Raw genomic sequence first — 18,653 nt, 5'->3', positions numbered from 1 at the left:
TTGCTTTGCGCTCCACGCCCGCTGGGGCGCGTTTTCCCGCTCGGCACTGTGCCGTGTTCCTTTGCTCGCTGCGCTGCGCAATGCCTCACTGCGTTCGGCACCGGAACCCGCCAAGGTGCCTCTCGGAAAAACTGGGAATCATTACGCCCTGATCTAGCTACACTGTACTTCTCCATAGCAGAAAAATTTATTTGAAAGCAGGTGAACCTACAGCTATGCCCGAGTTCGCATGTATATAACTCCTTCCAAAACATGAGTTTTATACATGCCCTAAACTATACCCGGCACTCGCTTTCTATTGTTCCTTGGGTTTTATGAGCAGCGCGCCACCACCTGGTCCTGCGGGGCCGTGAGTGCAGACCAGTGGCTCAGAAGACACATAAACTCCTCCTGAAGGGTATGGCTGCGGTCTTTGGCATACCAGCCGTGCAGCAGCTCCGCAAACTCTTTATAGGGCACGTTATTCGCCTTCGCCTCCAGAAACAGCTTTTGCGCAGGCTCCGGGCGCGGTCCCCAGGTGCCCAGCACTTCCAGCGTGGCCGCGTTCAGCGCGATCAGCTTGGGTATAGCTCGTCCTCCGTTCGTTAGGTATGCGTCCATCAGTTCCGGGTGCTCGTCGCGCAGCAAAAGCCTCACGTCAATCAATGGGGAGGCATCGGCTATTTTCACGATGGCGGGCAGACTCTGCGCCGCGTCGCCGCACCATGCCTCCGTCAGCACTACCCAGGTCATTTGCGTCTCCACGCTCAGGAGCAGTTGCACAAGCTCGTCTTTCAGCACAGTGGTCTTCTCCACGCGCCGCATCCGGTGCATGTTCATGCGGGTATACTCCAGCATGTCGGCGGCGTGGTTGCTGCCGGTGGTCTTTCCCTCGGCTAGCAACCGGTCGATCATGTCGCGGTACTGCCCGTAAGAAATTGCCTTTGCCAGGTGCGCGGGTGTGATGGGCGTGGTTCGGTTTGGCGTCGTGGTCATAAAGAAATCAGGTTTCAGGTTTAAGAGGTTAAATATAATGGGTTAAATATTCTAGTGTCTATATATTACAGCCTACCCTGCAGATAGTTTCGGGCTGCGCGTTTTTTTGTGCGTATGCGTTATTGCTGCCAAATGTGTATATTCCGTGCGCCGGGCAATCCCCCTGGCACTGTTTGCGGTAGCGCCCCGCGCCAACCATGTACCACGAAACCCCAAACGCACAGATGGCACAACAACCTTTCAGATTTCTCATTCTCGGTGGCACAGGCAGCATTGGCTATGCCTTTGCACAGGAGCTGCTACGGCAGCACGAGCCTGTCACGCTACTAGTCCGGAACAGGCAAAAGGCCGAAAAGTTGTTCGGCTCGCACCCAACCCTCCAGCTGGTTACCGGCGATGCCCAGGATGCGGCGCTGCTCCGGAAGCTTGGCGCGACGGCCACGCATATTTTTCACGGCATCAACTACCCCTATGCGCAGTGGAAGGGGCACATGGAAGCTGTGACACAAAACATACTGGAGGCGGCCGAACAAAACAAGGCCACCGTTTTGTTTCCGGGGAACATCTACAACTTTGGCCTGGCCACACCTATTACTGAAGACACACCCGCGGTGCCCACCACCCGAAAGGGCGCCATCCGGGAGCGGCTGGAACAGATGCTGCGGCAGGCGGCAGAGGCTGGCAAATGCCGCGTCATCAACCTGCGCATGCCCGACTTCTGGGGCCCGAACGTGATGAACGAGGGCATTGCCCCCATCTTTACCGGCGCGTTGCGGGGCAAGCCGATGCCGTGGCTGTACCGCAACGACATTCCGCACCAGTTGGTGTATACCCCCGATGCCGCGCGTGTCTTTTATGAGCTCGTGAAGCTGCAACCCGCCGCGCCATATGCCCTGTATAACTTCGCCGGGGAGGTGGTACCCAGTATAAAAGCCTGGCAAACGCAGATTGCAAAAGAGGCCGGCACTGCACCGAAACATAAACTGTTCCCGGGGTGGCTGTTTACCCTGATGGGCCTGTTTTCGCCGAACATGCGCGAGATAACCGAAATGGGCTATCTGTGGGACAACACGCTGCTTCTGAACGACGACAAGCTGCGCCATACCCTCCCGCGCCTTCCCCATACCCCCATGCCGCAAGCCATTCAAGAAACGCTGGCATGGCATAAGCAGCATTAAGCGCTCTGTACCAAAGGCAGCACCGCTCATTTCCCCCTAGGGGAGAGCGCATGGGCCGATTTATACCGACACTCCGCCATGCTGCGAAAGGTATGAAAGCAAGCCGTTGGATACTGGAAGAAGTCTGCCTGAAGGATAGACTCTGTTCTGATGCCACCCCTTTGGGGCACGTTTCTACTTTCGCCTCGCGCCTGCTGAAAAGCAGACTGTATAGCAAAACTTCTGGGCAACCGCTATCTTTGGCTACCATGGATAATACAGTAGATTTAGACGCCCTGACCGGCAAAGAGGTACTCCAGGCCTTTGCCCTGCACGACCTGGAATTGGGTTGGCTGCAGCAGGTCGTGTTTCAGATGGAAGACCGCTTCCTGACCGTAGCCGTAAACACAGAAACAGACGAGCTTATCCTCTCCCTGCTGCCGGAGCTGGATTTTGCCGCCCTGGGGCAGCGGTTCAGCACCACCCGGATCGCGAACCAGCGCAAGCGGCTCAGTTATATATGGCGCATGACCAACCAGCGGGGCTATGAAGATGGCTTTCAGCTGGAGTTTGATGATGTGGAAGGCACGACCGTGCAGTTGCTGGCAGAGGCGTCGCAGCTAAAGCTATACATCTTCCAGCGAAACCGTTAACGAAAGCACCGCCGAACCAGGCACCTAATCCCAATGCCTATGAACCGATACACGCTCCCCCTGTTGCTTATCCTGTTTGTCTGCGCCATGGCGCGTGCCCAGCAGCCAACGCGTATAGCCGGCGACTGGCATGGCGCGCTGCAGGTGATGGGCACCGAGCTGCCCCTCCTTTTCCATATCACCGCCGGGGCCGACGGCACGCTCTCTGCCACCATGGACAGCCCCATGCAAGGCGCCACCGGTATACCGGTGCAGGCGGTGCGGCTCGTGCAGGACAGTGTATACATCGATGTAAAAGCTATAGGAGGAGTGTATGAAGGCAAAATCACTGCGGCTGAAACGATAGATGGCCAGTGGAAACAGGGCGGCCAGTCGATGGCGCTGCAGCTGAAAAGGGGAACCCCCGAAGCAACCCTGAAACGCCCGCAGGAACCCACAAAGCCATACCCCTACCAGAGCACCGAAGTACAGGTGACCAACAAAGCCGCGGGGATCACGCTTGCGGGCACCCTCACCATCCCTCAGGGCGAGGGCCCGCATCCTGCCGTGCTGCTCCTGAACGGTTCCGGCCCCCAGGACCGTGACGAAACCATCCTGGGCCACAAGCCTTTTCTCGTGCTCTCCGATTACCTTACCCGCCAGGGGTTTGCCGTGCTGCGCCTCGATGACCGGGGCGTGGGAGAATCAACGGGGAACTTCGCGCTGTCTACCACCGCGGATTTCGCTGCTGACGCCGAGGCCGCTTTTGATTTTCTGAGAAGCCAGCCGGGTATACAGCCGAAGAAAGTGGGCCTGCTGGGGCACAGCGAAGGGGCGCTGGTGGCGGCAAAGGTGGCGGCCGCGCGCCCGGAGACGGCGTTTGTGGTGGTGCTGGCCGGTAGCGCTGTGCCTGGCACGGAGCTGCTGCTGGCGCAGAACAGGGCTTTGCTCGAAAACGCCGGCGTGCCGCAAAAGCAGCTGGATATATACCTGGGCCTGCGAAAGGCCCAGTTGCAGGTAGCCGCCACCGAGCAGGACATCACAAAGGCAGCCGGGCAAATCAGGAAACTGGAGCAGGACGCCAAAGCCAGCCTGACGGCGCAGGAGCAACAGCAGCTGGGCCTGAACACGGAGAGCGAGCAGGCGGTGGTGGCCCAGCTCAGCTCCCCCTGGATGCGGTATTACCTCGCCTACGATCCCGCCCCTACCCTAAAAAAGCTAAAAATGCCGGTGCTGGCCCTCAACGGCACCAAAGATCTGCAGGTGCCTTACCTGCAAAACCTGCCTGCCACCGAGAAAGCCCTGCAGGCCGGCGGCAACAAGAAGTACACCACTGAGGCCCTGCCCGACCTCAACCACCTCTTCCAGACCGCCAAAACAGGCTCCCCAGCCGAGTATGGGCAGTTGGAGGAAACGTTTGCACCGCTGGCGCTGAAAAAGATTGGCACCTGGCTGAAAACGGTGACCCAGTAGCCCTACTTCACCGGGTCATACCCACTGCCGCCCCACGGGTGGCAGCGCCCGATGCGCCGCAAAGCCATCCAGCCTCCTTTAAAGGGACCGTACTTGTTCACGGCGTGCACGGCGTAGGTAGAGCAGGTGGGCGTGTAGCGGCAGGCAGACGGCGTGAGGGGCGAGATCATCCGCTGGTAAATCCAGATGAGGGCCAGCATTATTTTTTTCAGAATCCAGGTCATGGTAAGGTGTTTGCGCAACCTAAAGCTGCCTAACGGCTGTTAGGAACCATAATATTTTGTTAAATTGCGGTAGTTTATTCCATCTAAACAAATTTCCATGCTTAAAAGAATCCTTTCACTGCTACTTTTAGTCTCGCTCAGCGCGCCGTTTGCCGCCAGGGCCGACGAGGGTATGTGGTTGCCAATGCTCATCAAGCGTCTGAATTACACAGACATGCAAAAGCAGGGCCTGCAACTCACTGCCGAAGAAATTTACTCTGTCAACAACTCCAGCCTGAAAGACGCCATCGTGCAGTTCGGCGGCTTCTGCACCGGCGAGTTTGTGTCTCCGGAGGGCCTGCTGCTGACCAACCACCACTGCGGGTACAGCTCCATCCAGTCGCACTCCACCACGGAGCACGACTACCTGACCGATGGTTTCTGGGCCACGTCCAAAGACCAGGAGTTGCCAAACGAGGGCCTTTTTGTGGACATCCTGCACCATATGGACGATGTGACGGCCAAAGTGCTGGACGGCATCGACAACAACACTCCCGACGAGCAGCGCGCGCAGCTGGTGGGGCAGCGCATGCAGGAACTGGCCAAAGAGGCCAGCAACAACGGCGAGTATATCACCTACGTGCGCGACTTCTACAACGGGAACGAGTTTTACCTGTTCGTGTACAACCGCTATACTGATGTGCGCCTGGTGGGTGCCCCGCCGTCTTCCATCGGCAAGTTCGGTGGCGACACCGACAACTGGATGTGGCCGCGCCATACCGGCGACTTCTCTATGTTCCGGGTATACATGGCCCCGGACGGCAAGCCAGCGACGTATGCAAAAGACAACGTGCCCTACAAGCCAAAGCACCACCTGCCCATCAACATCGGCGACAAGCAGCCCGGCGACTTCTCGATGGTGTTCGGATTTCCGGGCCGCACGAAGCGCTTCATGACCTCTCATGGCCTGAAGCTGGAAGTGAACCAGCTGAACAAGTCGCGCATTAAGCTGCGCGAGCGCAAGCTCGGCCTCTGGAAGCAGGACATGGACAAAGACCCGGCTACCCGCATCAAGTATGCCTCGAAGTATGCCTCCACGTCTAACTACTACAAATACTCCATCGGCCAGAACGAAGGCATCACGCGCATGCGCACCATCGAGGGCAAGCTCGTGGACGAGGACAAGTTCCAGAGCTGGGCCAATGCCGAGCCGACGCGCAAAGCCACGTATGGCTCCGTGCTGACCGACATCTCCGATGCCTATAAGAACATCGAGCAGTATAACCTGGGCACGGTATACCTCAACGAGGCCGTGCTGGGCACAGAGGCGTTGCTGATGGCTTACCGTATGGCCCCGCTGTACAGCGCCCTGAAATCGAACAACCCGGCAGCCGCCAAAGCCGCCGCCGCAGACCTGCAGCCGCGCGTAGAGGCTTACTTTAAAGACTACTACAAGCCCGCAGACCAGAAAGTGTTTGCCGCCATGATGCAGTACTATTATGAGGACATCGCGAAGGACCAGCAACCGGATTACTTCAAGAACCTGGTGAAGAAGCACAACGGCAACTTCGACAAACTGGCAGATTATGTATACAGCAACTCTGTGGTGGCCTCGGAGCAGAAGCTCAACAGCTTCCTGCAAAACCCGACGCAGAAAGCGCTGGACAATGATCCGGCTTTCCAGATCGTAAACGCCATCATCGACAATTACAGAAACAACATCGCGTCGAAGCTGGCTGAAAGCAACGCGAAATTGGATAAGGCCAACCGCCTGTATGTGGCCGGGCTACGCCAGATGAACCCTGACAAAGTGTTTTACCCTGACGCGAACTCTACCATCCGGTTGAGCTACGGCACCGTGAAGGACTACAGCCCGCAGGATGGCGTGATGTATAACTATTATACCACCCTGGATGGCGTGATGGCCAAGGAAGACCCGAACAACGAGGAGTTTGTGGTACCTGCCAAACTAAAGCAGCTGTATCAGGCCAAGGACTTCGGCCGCTATGCCAACTCCAAGGGCGAGCTGGTAACTGACTTCATCACCAACAACGACATCACGGGCGGCAACTCCGGCTCTCCGGTGATCAATGGCAAGGGTGAGTTGATCGGGCTGGCGTTCGACGGCAACTGGGAAGCCATGACCGGCGACCTGGTGTATGACCCCGAGTACAAGCGCTGCATCAACATGGACTCGCGCTACCTGCTGTTCCTGATCGATAAGTTCGCGGGAGCCAGCAACCTGATCAGCGAGATGACCGTGGTGGACAGCGACAGCCCGGGCGCCGGCGACGCCGCGCAGGCGAAAGCCGCCACGCCGCAAGGCGAACTGTTGAAAGAAACCATGCAGGAGGCAAACGAAAAGCTCCGCGCTGGCAAGACAGAGTTTAAGATCAAGAAAGAGAAAGGCGACGCGAAAGTGAAGCTGCAAGTGAAAGACTAAGCTCTTTCGAGTTAAAAGCAAAAGGCGCTGGGGATATCCTCAGCGCCTTTTTTTATGGTATAAAACTCAAATTTTACTCATCCCAGAAAAGCGGGGTGGTTAGTTGCACATCCGGCACGTTAGCCGCGTTAAAGGTCCGCTCGCTCTGTGGGTATGGAAAGCGCACAGGCCGTGGCCCCAGGGCATTGGCGGGAGTTGGAATATCAGGCAGCCCGGTTCTGCGCAAATCCACCCAAGTCTCGAAAGTCGTGAACAGCGAGATATACTTCTGCGTCATGATCTGCTCCAGACTGATGGTAACCGCGGTTGCACTGGCATTTAGTGCCACATAGAGCGGATACGCATCGGTGCCCGTCACGTTTCGCAGCGATGCCTTCACCGCGTTGTTGTAGGCCTCTGCCGCTTCCGCATTCTGCCCGAGCCGCAGGTGCGCCTCTGCTTTTATAAACAGCGCCTCCGGGTACGTGATAAGGGGCACCGGCGAGTTGATGGAGGCGTAAAAAGGCCCCATATCGGCACCCGTTTCGGCAACGCCCGCGTTCGCCCCCTCAAAGCTACCGTCCAGAGGCGACACATACTGTTCTAACCGGGGATCATCTCTGTCCATCAGCAGGTCGGTAAAGAACTTGCCCATCACCACGTCTCCCCGCTGGTCGTTGAACTGGTAGTAAGGGTTGCCCTCTGTCTCGGCACTGCCGAACATAAACGACATGTCTTCGGCGTTGCTCGTGAAGCCGTTATCAAGGGCATCCAGTGCCTGCTGCGCCGACTGCGCGGGGTTTCTGTTGCTCAGGTGGTTATAGTAGCGCGCTTTCAGGGTATAGGCGGCCTTCACCCAATTGGCTAAATTCCCTCTGTAGATCAGGTCCGTGTTGCCCAGGGTGTTGGTGCTCTCCGTTGCCTGTAGTTCCACAATTCCCTCGTCCAGGAGCGTTTGGATGGCGGTATAAATCTGCTCCTGCGAATCGTAGGTGGGGTTAAACTCGGCCAGCCCCTGAAATGCGTTAGAAAAAGGAATCGATCCCCAGGCATCGGTGGTTACCCCCAAAATGGCGGCCAGCATTACCTTGGCGGCCCCCGAGAAATGCGGGGAGTTCGTTTCCTGGGCCTGGTCTATGATGATCCGGAGGTTCTGCATCTGCGGATACAGGTTAAAGCGCCAGGCATTGTCCACGTCGTTCTCCGTCACCTGGTTTCGGCCGATCACCAGGTGCTGGCGGCCAATACCAGCCAGGTGCTGCGTGAGCACATTGGCATACCGGCCCATGTCACCACCCACGGTATAGGCAAAACCGGCCTCAACAGATGAGAGCAGCACCCTGCTCGGCACTTCTTCGGGGTTGTCGGGGTTCACGTTTGTCTTTTCTAAATCACAGGACCCAATCATGCAGACCAACACCCCGGTTAAGACATATTTACTTGTTTTAGATAAGTTCATAACTGTAAAGTTTAAGGTCATACTAGAATGTTACACGCAGGGTCACCCCATAGCCTTCGGTGTTCGGCATCGAGAAATAGTCCAGGCCCAGGGCATTGCCCTGGCCGGTCAGGTTGTTCTCCGGGTCAATGCCGCTGTAGTCGGTGTTCAGCCAGAGGTTGCGGGCGTTGAAGGCGATGCTCGCGGCTTTCACCGGCGACTCCTTCAGCAGGGTGGCTGGCAGGCTATAGGAAAGCGTCAGCTCGCGGAGCCTCACCCAGGAGCCGTCTTCCACAAATTGCTCCTCAATAGCCCCAAAGCCGCCACCGTTGGACTGGTACCAATCCTCGTCCAGCACCACCTCCTGCGTGTTGCGGGTGCCATCCAGGCGCACCCCGTCAAACACCTTGGTTTCGCCCCGGTTCTCGGTGCGCTTCGCGGTGCCGAAGAAGGTCATCACCCCAACGGTGCCATTCCATATATCGCCGCCCTCCCGTATATCGAGCAAAGCCGACAGGCTTAGCCCCTTCCAGGTGAAGGTGTTGGTGATGCCTGCTGTCCAGTCCGGGTTCGGGTCGCCGATAATGCCGTCCTCGTCGGCCGGGAAAGGGAACCCGTCATCCCCAATCAGCATATCGCCCTGGTCGTTTCGGGCAAACCTACCCCCAAACAGCACGCCATAGGGCTCGCCTACCACCGCTCTGGAAGAGGGGCTCGTAAAGCCATTTAGTGTAAGGGTCTCCACGCCCGGGAAAAGCGAGACAACCTCGCTCTGGTTTCGGGTAAAGTTCACGATCACGTCCCAGGAGTAGTCGGTTGTCTGGATGGGCGTACCCCGCAAGATGGCCTCGATGCCTTTGTTCTCGATTTCACCCGCGTTCAGCACGGCAGTTAAATAGCCCGACGCAGAAGACACGGAGACAGGTATGATCTGGTCCTCTGAGTTGTTCTTGTAATACGTGGCGTCCAGGGTAAGCCGGTTACTGAAGAAGCGCAGGTCTATACCCGCCTCGATCGACTTATTCTTCTCTGGTTTGATGCCAGCGTTGCCCAGCTCCGTTAGTTGGTTAAACCCTGCCACCCCCGTGAACGGGAAGAAGATTCCGTTGGTCCAGCCATCTCCCCAGGTCGAGTTTTCAAAAGGCGTGGTGAGGACGTAAGCCAGCGCGTCTTTCCCCACCACCGCGTACGATGCCCTGATTTTACCGAAGTCAAAGGCATTGCTTTCCATCTCGAAGGCCTGCGTAAACACAAACCCTATGTTAATGGAAGGATAGAAGAACGACTGGTTATTTGTGGGCAGCGTGGAGGACCACTCGTTCCGGCCGGTAAGGCCCAGAAACAGATAGTCTTTGTAAGACAGCGACAGGTCCCCGAAAACAGCGGCCCGCTCTATCTTTGTGGTGCTCTCGAAGGTGGTGATACTGGAGGCGTTGCCGAGGTCAAAGAATGTCGGCACGGCCAACCCGTCGCCCTGGGTATAGAGGCGCTGGTAATTGGTGGAGTAGTAGTTATGCCCTACGATGAGGCGCGCGGAAAGGTCTGAGGTAAACTCCCGGTCTGCCGTCACCAGTATGTCGGTGTTCAGATCACGGTTAAACACCTGGTCTTCATATATTCTTCCGGCCGGTGCGGTGCGCGACTGGATGTCGAAGCCACCGGTGCGCCTGTCGGAGTACCAGTCTGTGCCCAATCTTACCGTGGCGCTTACCCAGTCCAGAAAGTCATACTTTCCACCCACATACCCGATCAGTCGGTTCACATCGTCTTTAAACGGGTTTCGGTTTACGGTCCAGAAGGGGTTGTCGTACCCGGCTCCTTCGCGGTAGGTGCGCTGCGTGCCGTCCGGGAACACGTAGGAGCCCGGGTTATCCTCGGCATCCTCGCCAAATCCACCCGAAAGGTCAAACGTAACCGGGGCCCGCAGCAGACCGAGCATCACACCCGAGGTGTTGGAACCCTGCTGGATCCTGTTACCGCCGGATTTGATATAGTTGGCCGACCCGAAGGTGTTGAATTTGGGAGTGATTTGGGTAGAGCCGTTTATCCGCACCGAGGTGCGGGTAAAGTCGCTTTGAGGCACAATGCCCTCCTGGTTTGTTCGCCCCAGCGACACATAGTAATCCGCTTTTTCAGATCCACCCGATACACTGACGTTATGGGACCAGGTGGTGCCCCTGTCAAAGAAATTATCCAGGTTATCGTAGGCAATGGCACGTTGGTCTGTCGCTGTGGCAGACCCTACCGGCACCAGAAAACCATTGTTGTCGTACTTGTAGGGCTGCCCGTCGAAGCGCAGCTGGTCGAGGGGCGCTCCCCAGGAGAGGGTACTATTAAACCCAGAGAATGTGCCGAGAAACTCGCCCCCGCTGCCCTGCGAGTACGTGCTCTGCAATTCAGGCAGTTTGTTCACAACATCCAGGGTGAGGGATGTGCTGTAGTTGACGACAGCCCTGCCTTTCACCCCTTTTTTGGTGGTGATGACGATGGCGCCGCTACCCGCCCGGATGCCATACAGGGCAGTTGCCGCCGGTCCCTTCAGCACCGTCACCGACGCTATATCCTCCGGGTTGATGTCTATCGCCCGGTTTGAGTTCGACACGCCGGAAAGCACCGTATTTTTTCCGTCGTTGGGGTTACCGGCCGAGGTGGTGCTGTTATCAATCGGCACGCCGTCGACCACGAACAGGGGCTGGTTATTTCCGTCCACAGAGGTAGCCCCCCGGATGATGATACGGGAGCCTGCCCCAGGGGAGCCCGAGGCACTCGTGATGTTTACCCCGGCCACCTTGCCGTTCAGCGCGTTGGCAAGGCTTGGCTGGGTGCTCCGCGACAGTTCTTCCGTGCCCACCTCCTGTATCGCGTAGCCCAGGGCCTTTGTCTCGCGCTCAATACCAATCGCCGTCACCACCACTTCGCTCAGTTGGCGGGTGTCCTCCTGCAGCGACACATTCAGTAGGTTGTCTGGGCCAATGGTGCGCTCCTGTACCGTATAGCCGATAAATCTGAAAATAAGGACGTTGTTTCCCTCCGGGACATTTAAGCTGAAGTTGCCATTGACATCGGTAGACGTACCTGTGGTTGTCCCTTTCACAATAACCGAAACTCCAGGCAGTGGCATGGCATCGGCAGCTGTAACCACTTTACCGGTCACGGTCCTGGATGCCTGCGCATAGCCAGACACCGGTATGAGCAAAACCAGTATGAGGCTAAATAGTAGAACCTTTTTCATAAGCACATATATCACTGTTAAACAAATTGTTATCTGATAATGTACGGGCTCTCCACAGGCTCTACCCCATCAAAATAGTGCAATAAAATATTTTAACCCTATAAAATGCTCTTTTCATAGTGTGAACAACATCTAATTTTTAGTAAAAATGTTATAATTTAACATTAATTTTTAGTATTCACTGCATTATACCGTTGTAGGATTCATGCATCTTTACAAAAACATAAACACGTGTAAACTAGACGCTTATATATATAAAACAAGGTAAATATATAGATTCAAAAAACTCCTCTTCGCCTTCAAAGTATACCCTCCCTGCGGGATCAGTGCAATTTTTATCTTTACAGGCATCACTCCCTCCTGACTTTATATGCTTTACACCGTACTACTAAAAATTTGCATTTTAAACGTAGCCGGACAGGGCTGTTCGGTGTCTCTGCTACCTGTATACATACTCTATGAAACTGTTCCTCAGGCTTTTGGTATTGATCGTGTGCGCTTTGTGGCGGCATCAGGCGCTGGCGCAGCAACTGTGCAACTTCGGGGGCCGCGCCGCAGGTATGGGAAATGCGTCTGTCACGCATACAGACGTGTGGGCACTGGGTAACAACACAGCGGGCCTTACCGGTGTGCAGCAGCCGCAGTTAGGGTTGTATGTGGAGAATAGGTTTGGGGAGAGCGCTTTCACAACAGTGGCGCTGCAGGCCGCATACCCCACAAAAAGGCATGGCACCTATGGCCTGAGCCTTAGCCGCTTTGGCGATGCGCTATTCAGCCAGCAGCACGTGGGCGTAGGGGCAGCGCACAAATTGGGGCAGTTTAGCGTGGGCGCAAAGGCCGACGTGTGGCAGGTAGCCGTGGCGGGGTATGGCAACCAGAAAGCGGTCACGCTCTCGGCGGGCGTGCAGGGCGAGGTGGTGCCCAACGTATACTTCGGTGCCTTTGCCTATAACCTAAACCAGGCACAGCTGGCTACTTTTGAGGACGAGCGCCTGCCCACGGTCATGAAAGCGGGACTGGCCTACCGCCCCACCACCCGCTTGCTGCTTGCCGCAGAAACGGAAAAAGACATAGACCACCGCGCCGACGTGAAGGCCGGGGCCGAGTATGCCGTGCTGGAGGGGAAGTTTGTGCTGCGGACCGGCTTCAGCACCCGCACCAACCGCCTCAGCGCAGGGGCGGGCTTTCAGGCCCGGCAACTCCAGATCGACTATGCCTTCGGGGTGGCCGTTCCGCTTGGCAACAGCCACCACCTGGCCCTTTCTTACAGGCTCCCCACTCCCCGGCCAGACTAGCCTTACACGGTTACCTCTTTTCGGGCAAGGCGCCTGATGAGCGGCTCAATGGTGAGGCCCTGCACTACCAGCGACATGAGCACCACGCCGTAGGTGATGGCCACGATCATGTCGCGGTGCATCTCGGGCGAGAGCGAGAGCGCCAGCGCGATGGAGATGCCCCCCCGGAGCCCGCCCCACGTCATGATGGGCAGGGTACCGGGCGTAAAGGTGCGGTGCAGCCGCAGGGCGTAAGATGGCAACGCCAGCGACACATACCGCACCACCAGCACAATGCCCGTCGTGATCAGGCCCACCACCGCATACTCCCATCGGAAGGGAACCAGCATCATCTCCAACCCGATCAGCACAAACAGGATGGCATTGAACACCTCGTCCACCATCTCCCAGAACTTGGTCAGGTAATCGGCGGTTTGCTGGCTCATGGCCAGTTTGGTGCCCTGGTTACCGATCAGGAGGCCCGCCGCCACCATGGCCAGAGGGCCGGAGAAGTGAAGGAAGCTGGCAATGCTATACCCCCCTGTCACGACGGCCAGCGAGATAAGCACTTCTGTCTGGTAGTGGTCGATGCGCCGCATAAAGAAGAACGCGATGTAGCCGATGAGCAGGCCCAGCCCGATGCCCCCGCCTACCTCGGCCAGGAAAAGCTCTGCGATGAACGAGCCCTCAATGTTGGCCATACCACGCTCGGCAATCTGAAAGAGGGAGATGAAAATCACCACGCCCACGCCGTCGTTAAACAGCGACTCGCCGGTGATGCTCACTTCCAGCGTTTTCGGGATGTTGGCTTTTTTCAGGATGCCCAGCACCGCAATCGGGTCGGTGGGCGAGATAAGCGCTCCGAACAGAAGGCTGTGGATGTAGCTGATGGGCTGGCCCACAATCTGCAGCAGGTAATAAAAGAGCGTGCCCGTTACCACTGTGGAGATGAGCACGCCGAAGGTGGCAAACACCATCACGGTCCATTTGGACTTGGCCAGCTTCTCGAGGTCTGTGTGCAGGGCACCGGCAAAAAGCAGGAAACTCAGCATGAACTCCAGCAGCACCTCCGAGAAATTTATCTCCCGGAGGCTGGACTCCACCCAATGCTCGAAGGGAGGCGACACAGCCCCCATCACCTGCACCAGCACCGAAACCAGCAAACCAGCCAGCAACAGCGCGATGGCGGTCGGCAGTTTTATGTATTGCTGATTTATATAAGCGAAGATGGCCGAGATGACCAGTATGGCCGAGAAAATATGAAAGAGCTCCATGTAACTATTTTTAGCTTAAGTATAGTAAGGTAGTAGTTGTGGTTAGTGTCTTCTGATTCTTGCATCACTTGATGCATTGCTGAATAGGATGCTAGCTATATTATTGAATGGCTACATGGTTAGACCAGTGAAGCGATAGGGTATGGCATGAGCGCTATACGTGTATCCAAACAACTATTTAACAAGCAACCCATTCAATCATTTAACCATATAGCCATACATCCATATAGCAGTTCAACAATCATCAAGTAACAACAAACAATCAACAATTAAAAGCGCAATGCCTATGGTACGAGGGTTACTGCTCTGCTGGATGGTTTTTTGTTTTGCCGGTTCGCTGCGTGCGCAGGACTATCCGCGCCCCACCATCGACCTGGATCTGCTGGTGCAGGAGCTGTTCGCCGCCCAGGACGATGCCACCGTGCCCTACGAGGATTTCTATGAGACGCTTTTCCAGTACTACCAGCGCCCCCTCGACCTGAACCGCGCCACGCCCGAGGAACTGGCCTCACTCTACATCCTGTCGCGCCCGCAGATCGCCGCCCTCTTTTCCTATACCGCCGAGAACGGGCCGCTCCTGAGCATCTATGAGCTGCAGGCCATCCCCGGCCTCGACCAACTGACGCTAAACAAGCTGCTGCCTTTTGTGCAGGTGCCCGACGCGGGCCTGCAAGCCGACCAGCGGCCGCTGTGGCAGCGCGTGATCGGGGAAGACAACAACGCGCTGGTGCTGCGGTATGAGCGCACGCTGCAGCAACGCCGCGGCTATACCCCCGCCGACACCGGCAGCCGCTCCACCAGCCGCTACCTCGGCTCCCCCGAAAAGCTATACCTCCGCTACCGCGTTAGCCACGCCCGCGACTACAGCTTTGGGATTACGGCGGAGAAAGACCCCGGCGAGGCTTTTGCCTGGAGCCCTGACACGCGCCGCTACGGTTTCGATTATTACTCGGCACACCTGCAGTTCTACAACAAAGGTAGGTTTAAGAGCATCGCCCTCGGCGATTACCAGCTGCAGTTCGGGCAGGGCCTGCTGCTCTCGTCGGGCTACAACGTGGGCAAAGGCAGCGAAACCATTGCCACCGTGAGCCGGGCAAATGTGGGCGTCAGGCCCTACGGCTCCGTGCTGGAATATGCTTTTCTGCGAGGGGCGGCGGTTACGTATGCCGTGGGCAAGGTGGATGTCACGGGGTTCTACTCCAACAAGCGCGTGGACGCCAACCTCAGGCCCCAGCTGGACACAGTGAGCGGCTTTAACGATTACTTCTCGGGCATCCAGACGACCGGTTTCCACCGCACCGCCTCCGAGCTAGCCAACCGGCACCGGGTGCGCGAGCAGGTATACGGCGCCAACGCCAGCTACCTGTCCGGAGACAAGACCTTGCGCCTTGGCCTCTCCGCCCTCGGCACCCAGTATAGCGCACCCATCCAAAAGGCCGGGGCACCATACCAGCGCTTCGAGTTTGGCGGCACCACCAACTACAACCTCGGCACCAACTACAGCTATACCTGGCAGAACGTGTACCTGTTCGGGGAGACGGCCATGAGCAAAAGCGGCGGCATCGGCACGGTGAACGGGCTTGTCGCCAACCTGGCCAACAACGTAGAGCTGGCCATGCTCTACCGCTATTATGCCCGCAACTTCCACAGCTTTTACGGCAGCGCCTTCGGCGAGGGCACCCGCAACATCAACGAGCAGGGGGTATACACGGGCATCAAGATCAGGCCCTTTGCCAGGTGGGAGCTGACGGCGTATTACGACCGTTTCCGGTTTCCGTGGCTGCGCTACCTCGTGGATGCATCCTCTTACGGCGATGAGTATCTGGTGCGGATTTACTTCAAACCCGACAGGCAGCGCAGCCTGTATGCCCAGATGCGCTACGAGAGCAAGGGCCGCAACGTGCCGGAGAACACCACGCCCATGGACTATGTCGCGCAGGCGGAGCGACGCAGCTATTTGTTGTATTATGAGGCGGCGGCCACCCAAACCGTCACGCTGAAGTCGCGGGTGCAGTTTAGCACGTATAGCCACGAGTCACCCCAAACCACAGGTTATTTGATTGCGCAGGATGTGAATGTCACCTTTGCCAAAGTGCGCCTGAGCACGCGCTATGCCCTCTTCGACACCGACAGTTACGACACCCGCCAGTATGTGTATGAGCGCGACGTGCTCTATGCCTTCTCCATCCCCGCGTTCAGCGGCAAGGGCACCCGCTTTTATACCCTCCTGCAGTTGCGCCCGCACCGCAAGCTGGATGTATGGCTCCGGTATGGCCTCACGCACTACCGCCACCAACGCAGCATCGGCACCGGCCTCGAGACCATTGAAGGCCCCAGAAGATCCGACGTGAAAGCGCAGGTGCGGTATCGGTTTTAGTTTTTCGTTGTTTGTTTTTCGTTTTTCGTTTTTCGTGGGTGAGTTTGTGGTCAAGATATCCTGAAACAAAGACTGTTACTGGCAACAGTCCCATATGTCCTCATCCTATATAGCAGTCATCTATCCTCCGAAAAACGAACACCTACTCTATGATTTTTTCTTTCCTCCGAAAAACGAACAACGAAACACGATCAACGAACAACGACAATCAAGGGATGTTCTTCACAAACACCACCTGCTGGGTATCTGCCTTGATCACGTTGTTGAAGAAGCTGACCAGGGTCGTGAACGACTCGGGGCTGTGGCGGCCTTTGTCTAGCTTGAAACTGCGCAGGTATACCACCCGCTGGCCCTCTACTTTCACTGAGGCCCGGTACTCACCAAACGGGGACGTGTGCACGATATCCTTCGGCACGAACTCCACGGCATACCCCGGCGGCAACTCAAACTCCACCGTGTCTACATCCAGGAAAGCCATGCCGCGCACCACGTCTGTCAGGCGCTTTTCTTTCTGGTTGGGCACATACGTCCACTTGTTCATCAGGTTGGGCGTCACGAACAGGCGCTTGCCGCTCACGGTGGCGCACTGGCGCAGGTTCAGCTCCAGTTGCTCCGTCACGGCAGGCAGTCTGTCTTTCTGCTGCGTAAACGCAAAATTGCTGATCTCAAACGCTGGCATACTCACCTGCTTGTAGAGCCACTTGCGCTGCTCCTCCGGCTGATAGTTATGGATCACGTTGTCCCTGGACTCCTGCTGGATACCGGTATAGCGCGTCGTTACGCTGGCACGGCCGCTCCCCTTCTCATCCAGCTTCACTGTAATGCGCCGGATTTGGGAGTTGTCGGCTGCCATATACTCTTTCGTTTTCACCAGCTTGCCGCCCTCGGGAGTCACCAGCAGGGCGTGGCGGCCGCCAGTAAAGCTGCCCGAATAGCCTGCCGCCTCTGTCTGGCTGGTGCACTCGAGCCAAAGGGTGTCTTTGGCCATCGGCACGCACAGCACCACGTGGTTAAACTGGCTGCTCGGGAAGTCGGTGTTGATGTCCAGGGCATCGTCTCCGGCACGGATCAGGGCGTGGTGCGCATTTATACCCACCGACTTCAGCATCGCCTGGGTATAATTCGTCAGGGCCTTGCAGTCGCCATACCCCTTGCTGTCCACAAAGCTGGCCTCAAACGGCTGCCAGCCGCCGATACCCAACTGAATGGACACGTAGCGGGTTTTGCCTTGCAGGTAATCGTAGACGATGCGCACTTTTTCCTCCTGCGTTTTAGCGTTGGCGGTCAGGGCGATCAGTTTTTGCTTTGTTTCCTCTGGCAGCACGTCGCGCCCTTTGTTGAGCTGGTTTATCCACAGACCGAAGCTTTCCCAGGTTTCCAGGTTGCCTTTATAGCCTTCCACCTCAAAATCAGTGGGGGAAGTGCGCACCAGCGGCACAAGCTCTACCAGCTCCGGGCCATACGGCTCCACATCGATAGGCTGCAGGTGCTGCACCTGCCAGGTATAGGTGTCGTGGGTGGCGTTGGCCCCTTTTTTAACGGCTTGCGGCATGTTGCTCTCGCGGTAGCGGAGTTTCGCGCCTGTCGGCACCTGCACCTCGTAAGTTGCCTTTTCCACCGAGAGGCGCTCTTCGTCCAGGGGCATAAAGCTGGGGTAAAAGAGCATGTTCTGAGTAGAAAGCTCGTAGGAGAACTCCACGGTGTAGGGGTATACGGTGTGCACCAGGTTAGCCACTTTCACGCGGTTATCCTCAAAAAGCGAGAAATTGCTGATGGCGCTCACGTCGATGATATCGCTCTTTTTCAGCGACTTGATCTTCTTGCCAAAACGGTCGTAGGAGGTGCCTTCCAGGCGTTCTACCTTGCTGAGCTTATCATAGAACACCCTCATCTTTGCCCGGTGGTTGCCGTTCTCGTTCAGCACCGTCAGGGTTACTTTATAGGTAGTGGTGCCGTTGCTGATGGAGTTTACCCGAAACACCGTTTCTTCGGAGCGGATGATGACGTTGGCATCCGAAGCGGGCTCGTCGGGCAGCGCCGCCTTGGCCTGGGGCTGCACCAGCAGCAAACCCGCCAGCAGCCATAAGTATGTAAATAGCTTGTTATGCATATGTGTGATTTGTGATCGGTGGAATTTTACAGAAGGCGGCACGCGCCCTTCATTGCCTCAGGGAGAGCATCTGAAAGGCGCTCCTA

Annotated in this window: 12 protein-coding genes; 6 read left to right on the top strand and 6 right to left on the bottom strand. The window is 56.8% G+C overall.

What is annotated here, in order from left to right; translation table 11 throughout:
- Positions 1-312: 312 nt before the first annotated feature.
- Entirely contained in the window at positions 313-975 is a 663-nt protein-coding gene (locus MKJ04_RS13035) for a thioredoxin family protein (RefSeq protein ID WP_241642088.1), read from the bottom strand.
- A 224-nt stretch (positions 976-1,199) separates the two neighbouring features.
- Between MKJ04_RS13035 and MKJ04_RS13030 the strand changes: the two genes are divergently transcribed.
- From MKJ04_RS13030 to MKJ04_RS13020, 3 genes are all read left to right on the top strand, one after another.
- Positions 1,200-2,153 (top strand): NAD-dependent epimerase/dehydratase family protein, encoded by a 954-nt coding sequence (locus MKJ04_RS13030; protein ID WP_241642087.1) that lies wholly within the window; start codon positions 1,200-1,202, stop codon positions 2,151-2,153.
- 248 nt (positions 2,154-2,401) lie between these two features.
- On the top strand, positions 2,402-2,785 hold the full coding sequence (locus MKJ04_RS13025; protein WP_241642086.1) for a DUF6334 family protein: 384 nt from the start codon (positions 2,402-2,404) through the stop codon (positions 2,783-2,785).
- A gap of 39 nt (positions 2,786-2,824) precedes the next feature.
- Positions 2,825-4,237 (top strand): alpha/beta hydrolase family protein, encoded by a 1,413-nt coding sequence (locus MKJ04_RS13020; protein WP_241642085.1) that lies wholly within the window; start codon positions 2,825-2,827, stop codon positions 4,235-4,237.
- A gap of 2 nt (positions 4,238-4,239) precedes the next feature.
- On the opposite strand, the gene yidD is transcribed toward MKJ04_RS13020, so the two are convergent.
- On the bottom strand, positions 4,240-4,461 hold the full coding sequence (gene yidD, locus MKJ04_RS13015) for a membrane protein insertion efficiency factor YidD (RefSeq protein ID WP_241642084.1): 222 nt from the start codon (positions 4,459-4,461) through the stop codon (positions 4,240-4,242).
- Between the two features lie 97 nt (positions 4,462-4,558).
- On the opposite strand from yidD, the gene MKJ04_RS13010 reads away from it, so the two are divergent.
- Positions 4,559-6,883 carry a S46 family peptidase gene (locus tag MKJ04_RS13010; protein WP_241642083.1) on the top strand — a complete coding sequence of 775 codons (2,325 nt, stop codon included), beginning with the start codon at positions 4,559-4,561 and terminating at the stop codon, positions 6,881-6,883.
- A gap of 73 nt (positions 6,884-6,956) precedes the next feature.
- Here MKJ04_RS13010 and MKJ04_RS13005 read toward each other — a convergent pair whose 3' ends face one another.
- Together MKJ04_RS13005 and MKJ04_RS13000 are read right to left on the bottom strand one after the other, a co-directional pair.
- The gene (locus MKJ04_RS13005; protein WP_241642082.1) at positions 6,957-8,321 is read right to left on the bottom strand and encodes a SusD/RagB family nutrient-binding outer membrane lipoprotein; all 1,365 of its coding nucleotides are present in this window, start codon (positions 8,319-8,321) and stop codon (positions 6,957-6,959) included.
- 22 nt (positions 8,322-8,343) lie between these two features.
- A complete protein-coding gene (locus MKJ04_RS13000; protein WP_241642081.1) occupies positions 8,344-11,532 on the bottom strand; it encodes a SusC/RagA family TonB-linked outer membrane protein in 3,189 nt (1,062 codons plus the stop codon).
- A 458-nt stretch (positions 11,533-11,990) separates the two neighbouring features.
- On the opposite strand from MKJ04_RS13000, the gene MKJ04_RS12995 reads away from it, so the two are divergent.
- Complete coding sequence (locus MKJ04_RS12995; protein ID WP_241642080.1) at positions 11,991-12,827, top strand: hypothetical protein; 837 nt, start codon at positions 11,991-11,993, stop codon at positions 12,825-12,827.
- Positions 12,828-12,829: 2 nt separating this feature from the next.
- Here MKJ04_RS12995 and MKJ04_RS12990 read toward each other — a convergent pair whose 3' ends face one another.
- Positions 12,830-14,080 carry a cation:proton antiporter gene (locus tag MKJ04_RS12990; RefSeq protein ID WP_241642079.1) on the bottom strand — a complete coding sequence of 417 codons (1,251 nt, stop codon included), beginning with the start codon at positions 14,078-14,080 and terminating at the stop codon, positions 12,830-12,832.
- A 286-nt stretch (positions 14,081-14,366) separates the two neighbouring features.
- Here MKJ04_RS12990 and MKJ04_RS12985 point away from each other — a divergent pair, with 286 nt between their 5' ends.
- Complete coding sequence (locus MKJ04_RS12985) at positions 14,367-16,457, top strand: ComEA family DNA-binding protein (protein WP_241642078.1); 2,091 nt, start codon at positions 14,367-14,369, stop codon at positions 16,455-16,457.
- 208 nt (positions 16,458-16,665) lie between these two features.
- On the opposite strand, the gene MKJ04_RS12980 is transcribed toward MKJ04_RS12985, so the two are convergent.
- Complete coding sequence (locus tag MKJ04_RS12980; RefSeq protein WP_241642077.1) at positions 16,666-18,567, bottom strand: DUF3857 domain-containing protein; 1,902 nt, start codon at positions 18,565-18,567, stop codon at positions 16,666-16,668.
- Positions 18,568-18,653 lie beyond the last annotated feature (86 nt).

It is taken from the genome of Pontibacter sp. E15-1, assembly GCF_022601975.1.
GTDB lineage: Bacteria > Bacteroidota > Bacteroidia > Cytophagales > Hymenobacteraceae > Pontibacter.
This window is presented reverse-complemented; position numbering and strand designations above follow the sequence as displayed.

Excerpts from the sequence above, each read along its gene's own strand:
- MKJ04_RS12995 (WP_241642080.1), top strand. The coding sequence starts at position 11,991 with ATGAAACTGTTCCTCAGGCTTTTGGTATTGATCGTGTGCGCTTTGTGG.
- MKJ04_RS12985 (WP_241642078.1), top strand. The coding sequence starts at position 14,367 with ATGGTACGAGGGTTACTGCTCTGCTGGATGGTTTTTTGTTTTGCCGGT.
- MKJ04_RS13025 (WP_241642086.1), top strand. The coding sequence starts at position 2,402 with ATGGATAATACAGTAGATTTAGACGCCCTGACCGGCAAAGAGGTACTC.
- MKJ04_RS13005 (WP_241642082.1), bottom strand. The coding sequence starts at position 8,321 with ATGAACTTATCTAAAACAAGTAAATATGTCTTAACCGGGGTGTTGGTC.
- MKJ04_RS13000 (WP_241642081.1), bottom strand. The coding sequence starts at position 11,532 with ATGAAAAAGGTTCTACTATTTAGCCTCATACTGGTTTTGCTCATACCG.
- MKJ04_RS12990 (WP_241642079.1), bottom strand. The coding sequence starts at position 14,080 with ATGGAGCTCTTTCATATTTTCTCGGCCATACTGGTCATCTCGGCCATC.
- MKJ04_RS13035 (WP_241642088.1), bottom strand. The coding sequence starts at position 975 with ATGACCACGACGCCAAACCGAACCACGCCCATCACACCCGCGCACCTG.
- MKJ04_RS12980 (WP_241642077.1), bottom strand. The coding sequence starts at position 18,567 with ATGCATAACAAGCTATTTACATACTTATGGCTGCTGGCGGGTTTGCTG.
- yidD (WP_241642084.1), bottom strand. The coding sequence starts at position 4,461 with ATGACCTGGATTCTGAAAAAAATAATGCTGGCCCTCATCTGGATTTAC.
- MKJ04_RS13010 (WP_241642083.1), top strand. The coding sequence starts at position 4,559 with ATGCTTAAAAGAATCCTTTCACTGCTACTTTTAGTCTCGCTCAGCGCG.
- MKJ04_RS13030 (WP_241642087.1), top strand. The coding sequence starts at position 1,200 with ATGGCACAACAACCTTTCAGATTTCTCATTCTCGGTGGCACAGGCAGC.
- MKJ04_RS13020 (WP_241642085.1), top strand. The coding sequence starts at position 2,825 with ATGAACCGATACACGCTCCCCCTGTTGCTTATCCTGTTTGTCTGCGCC.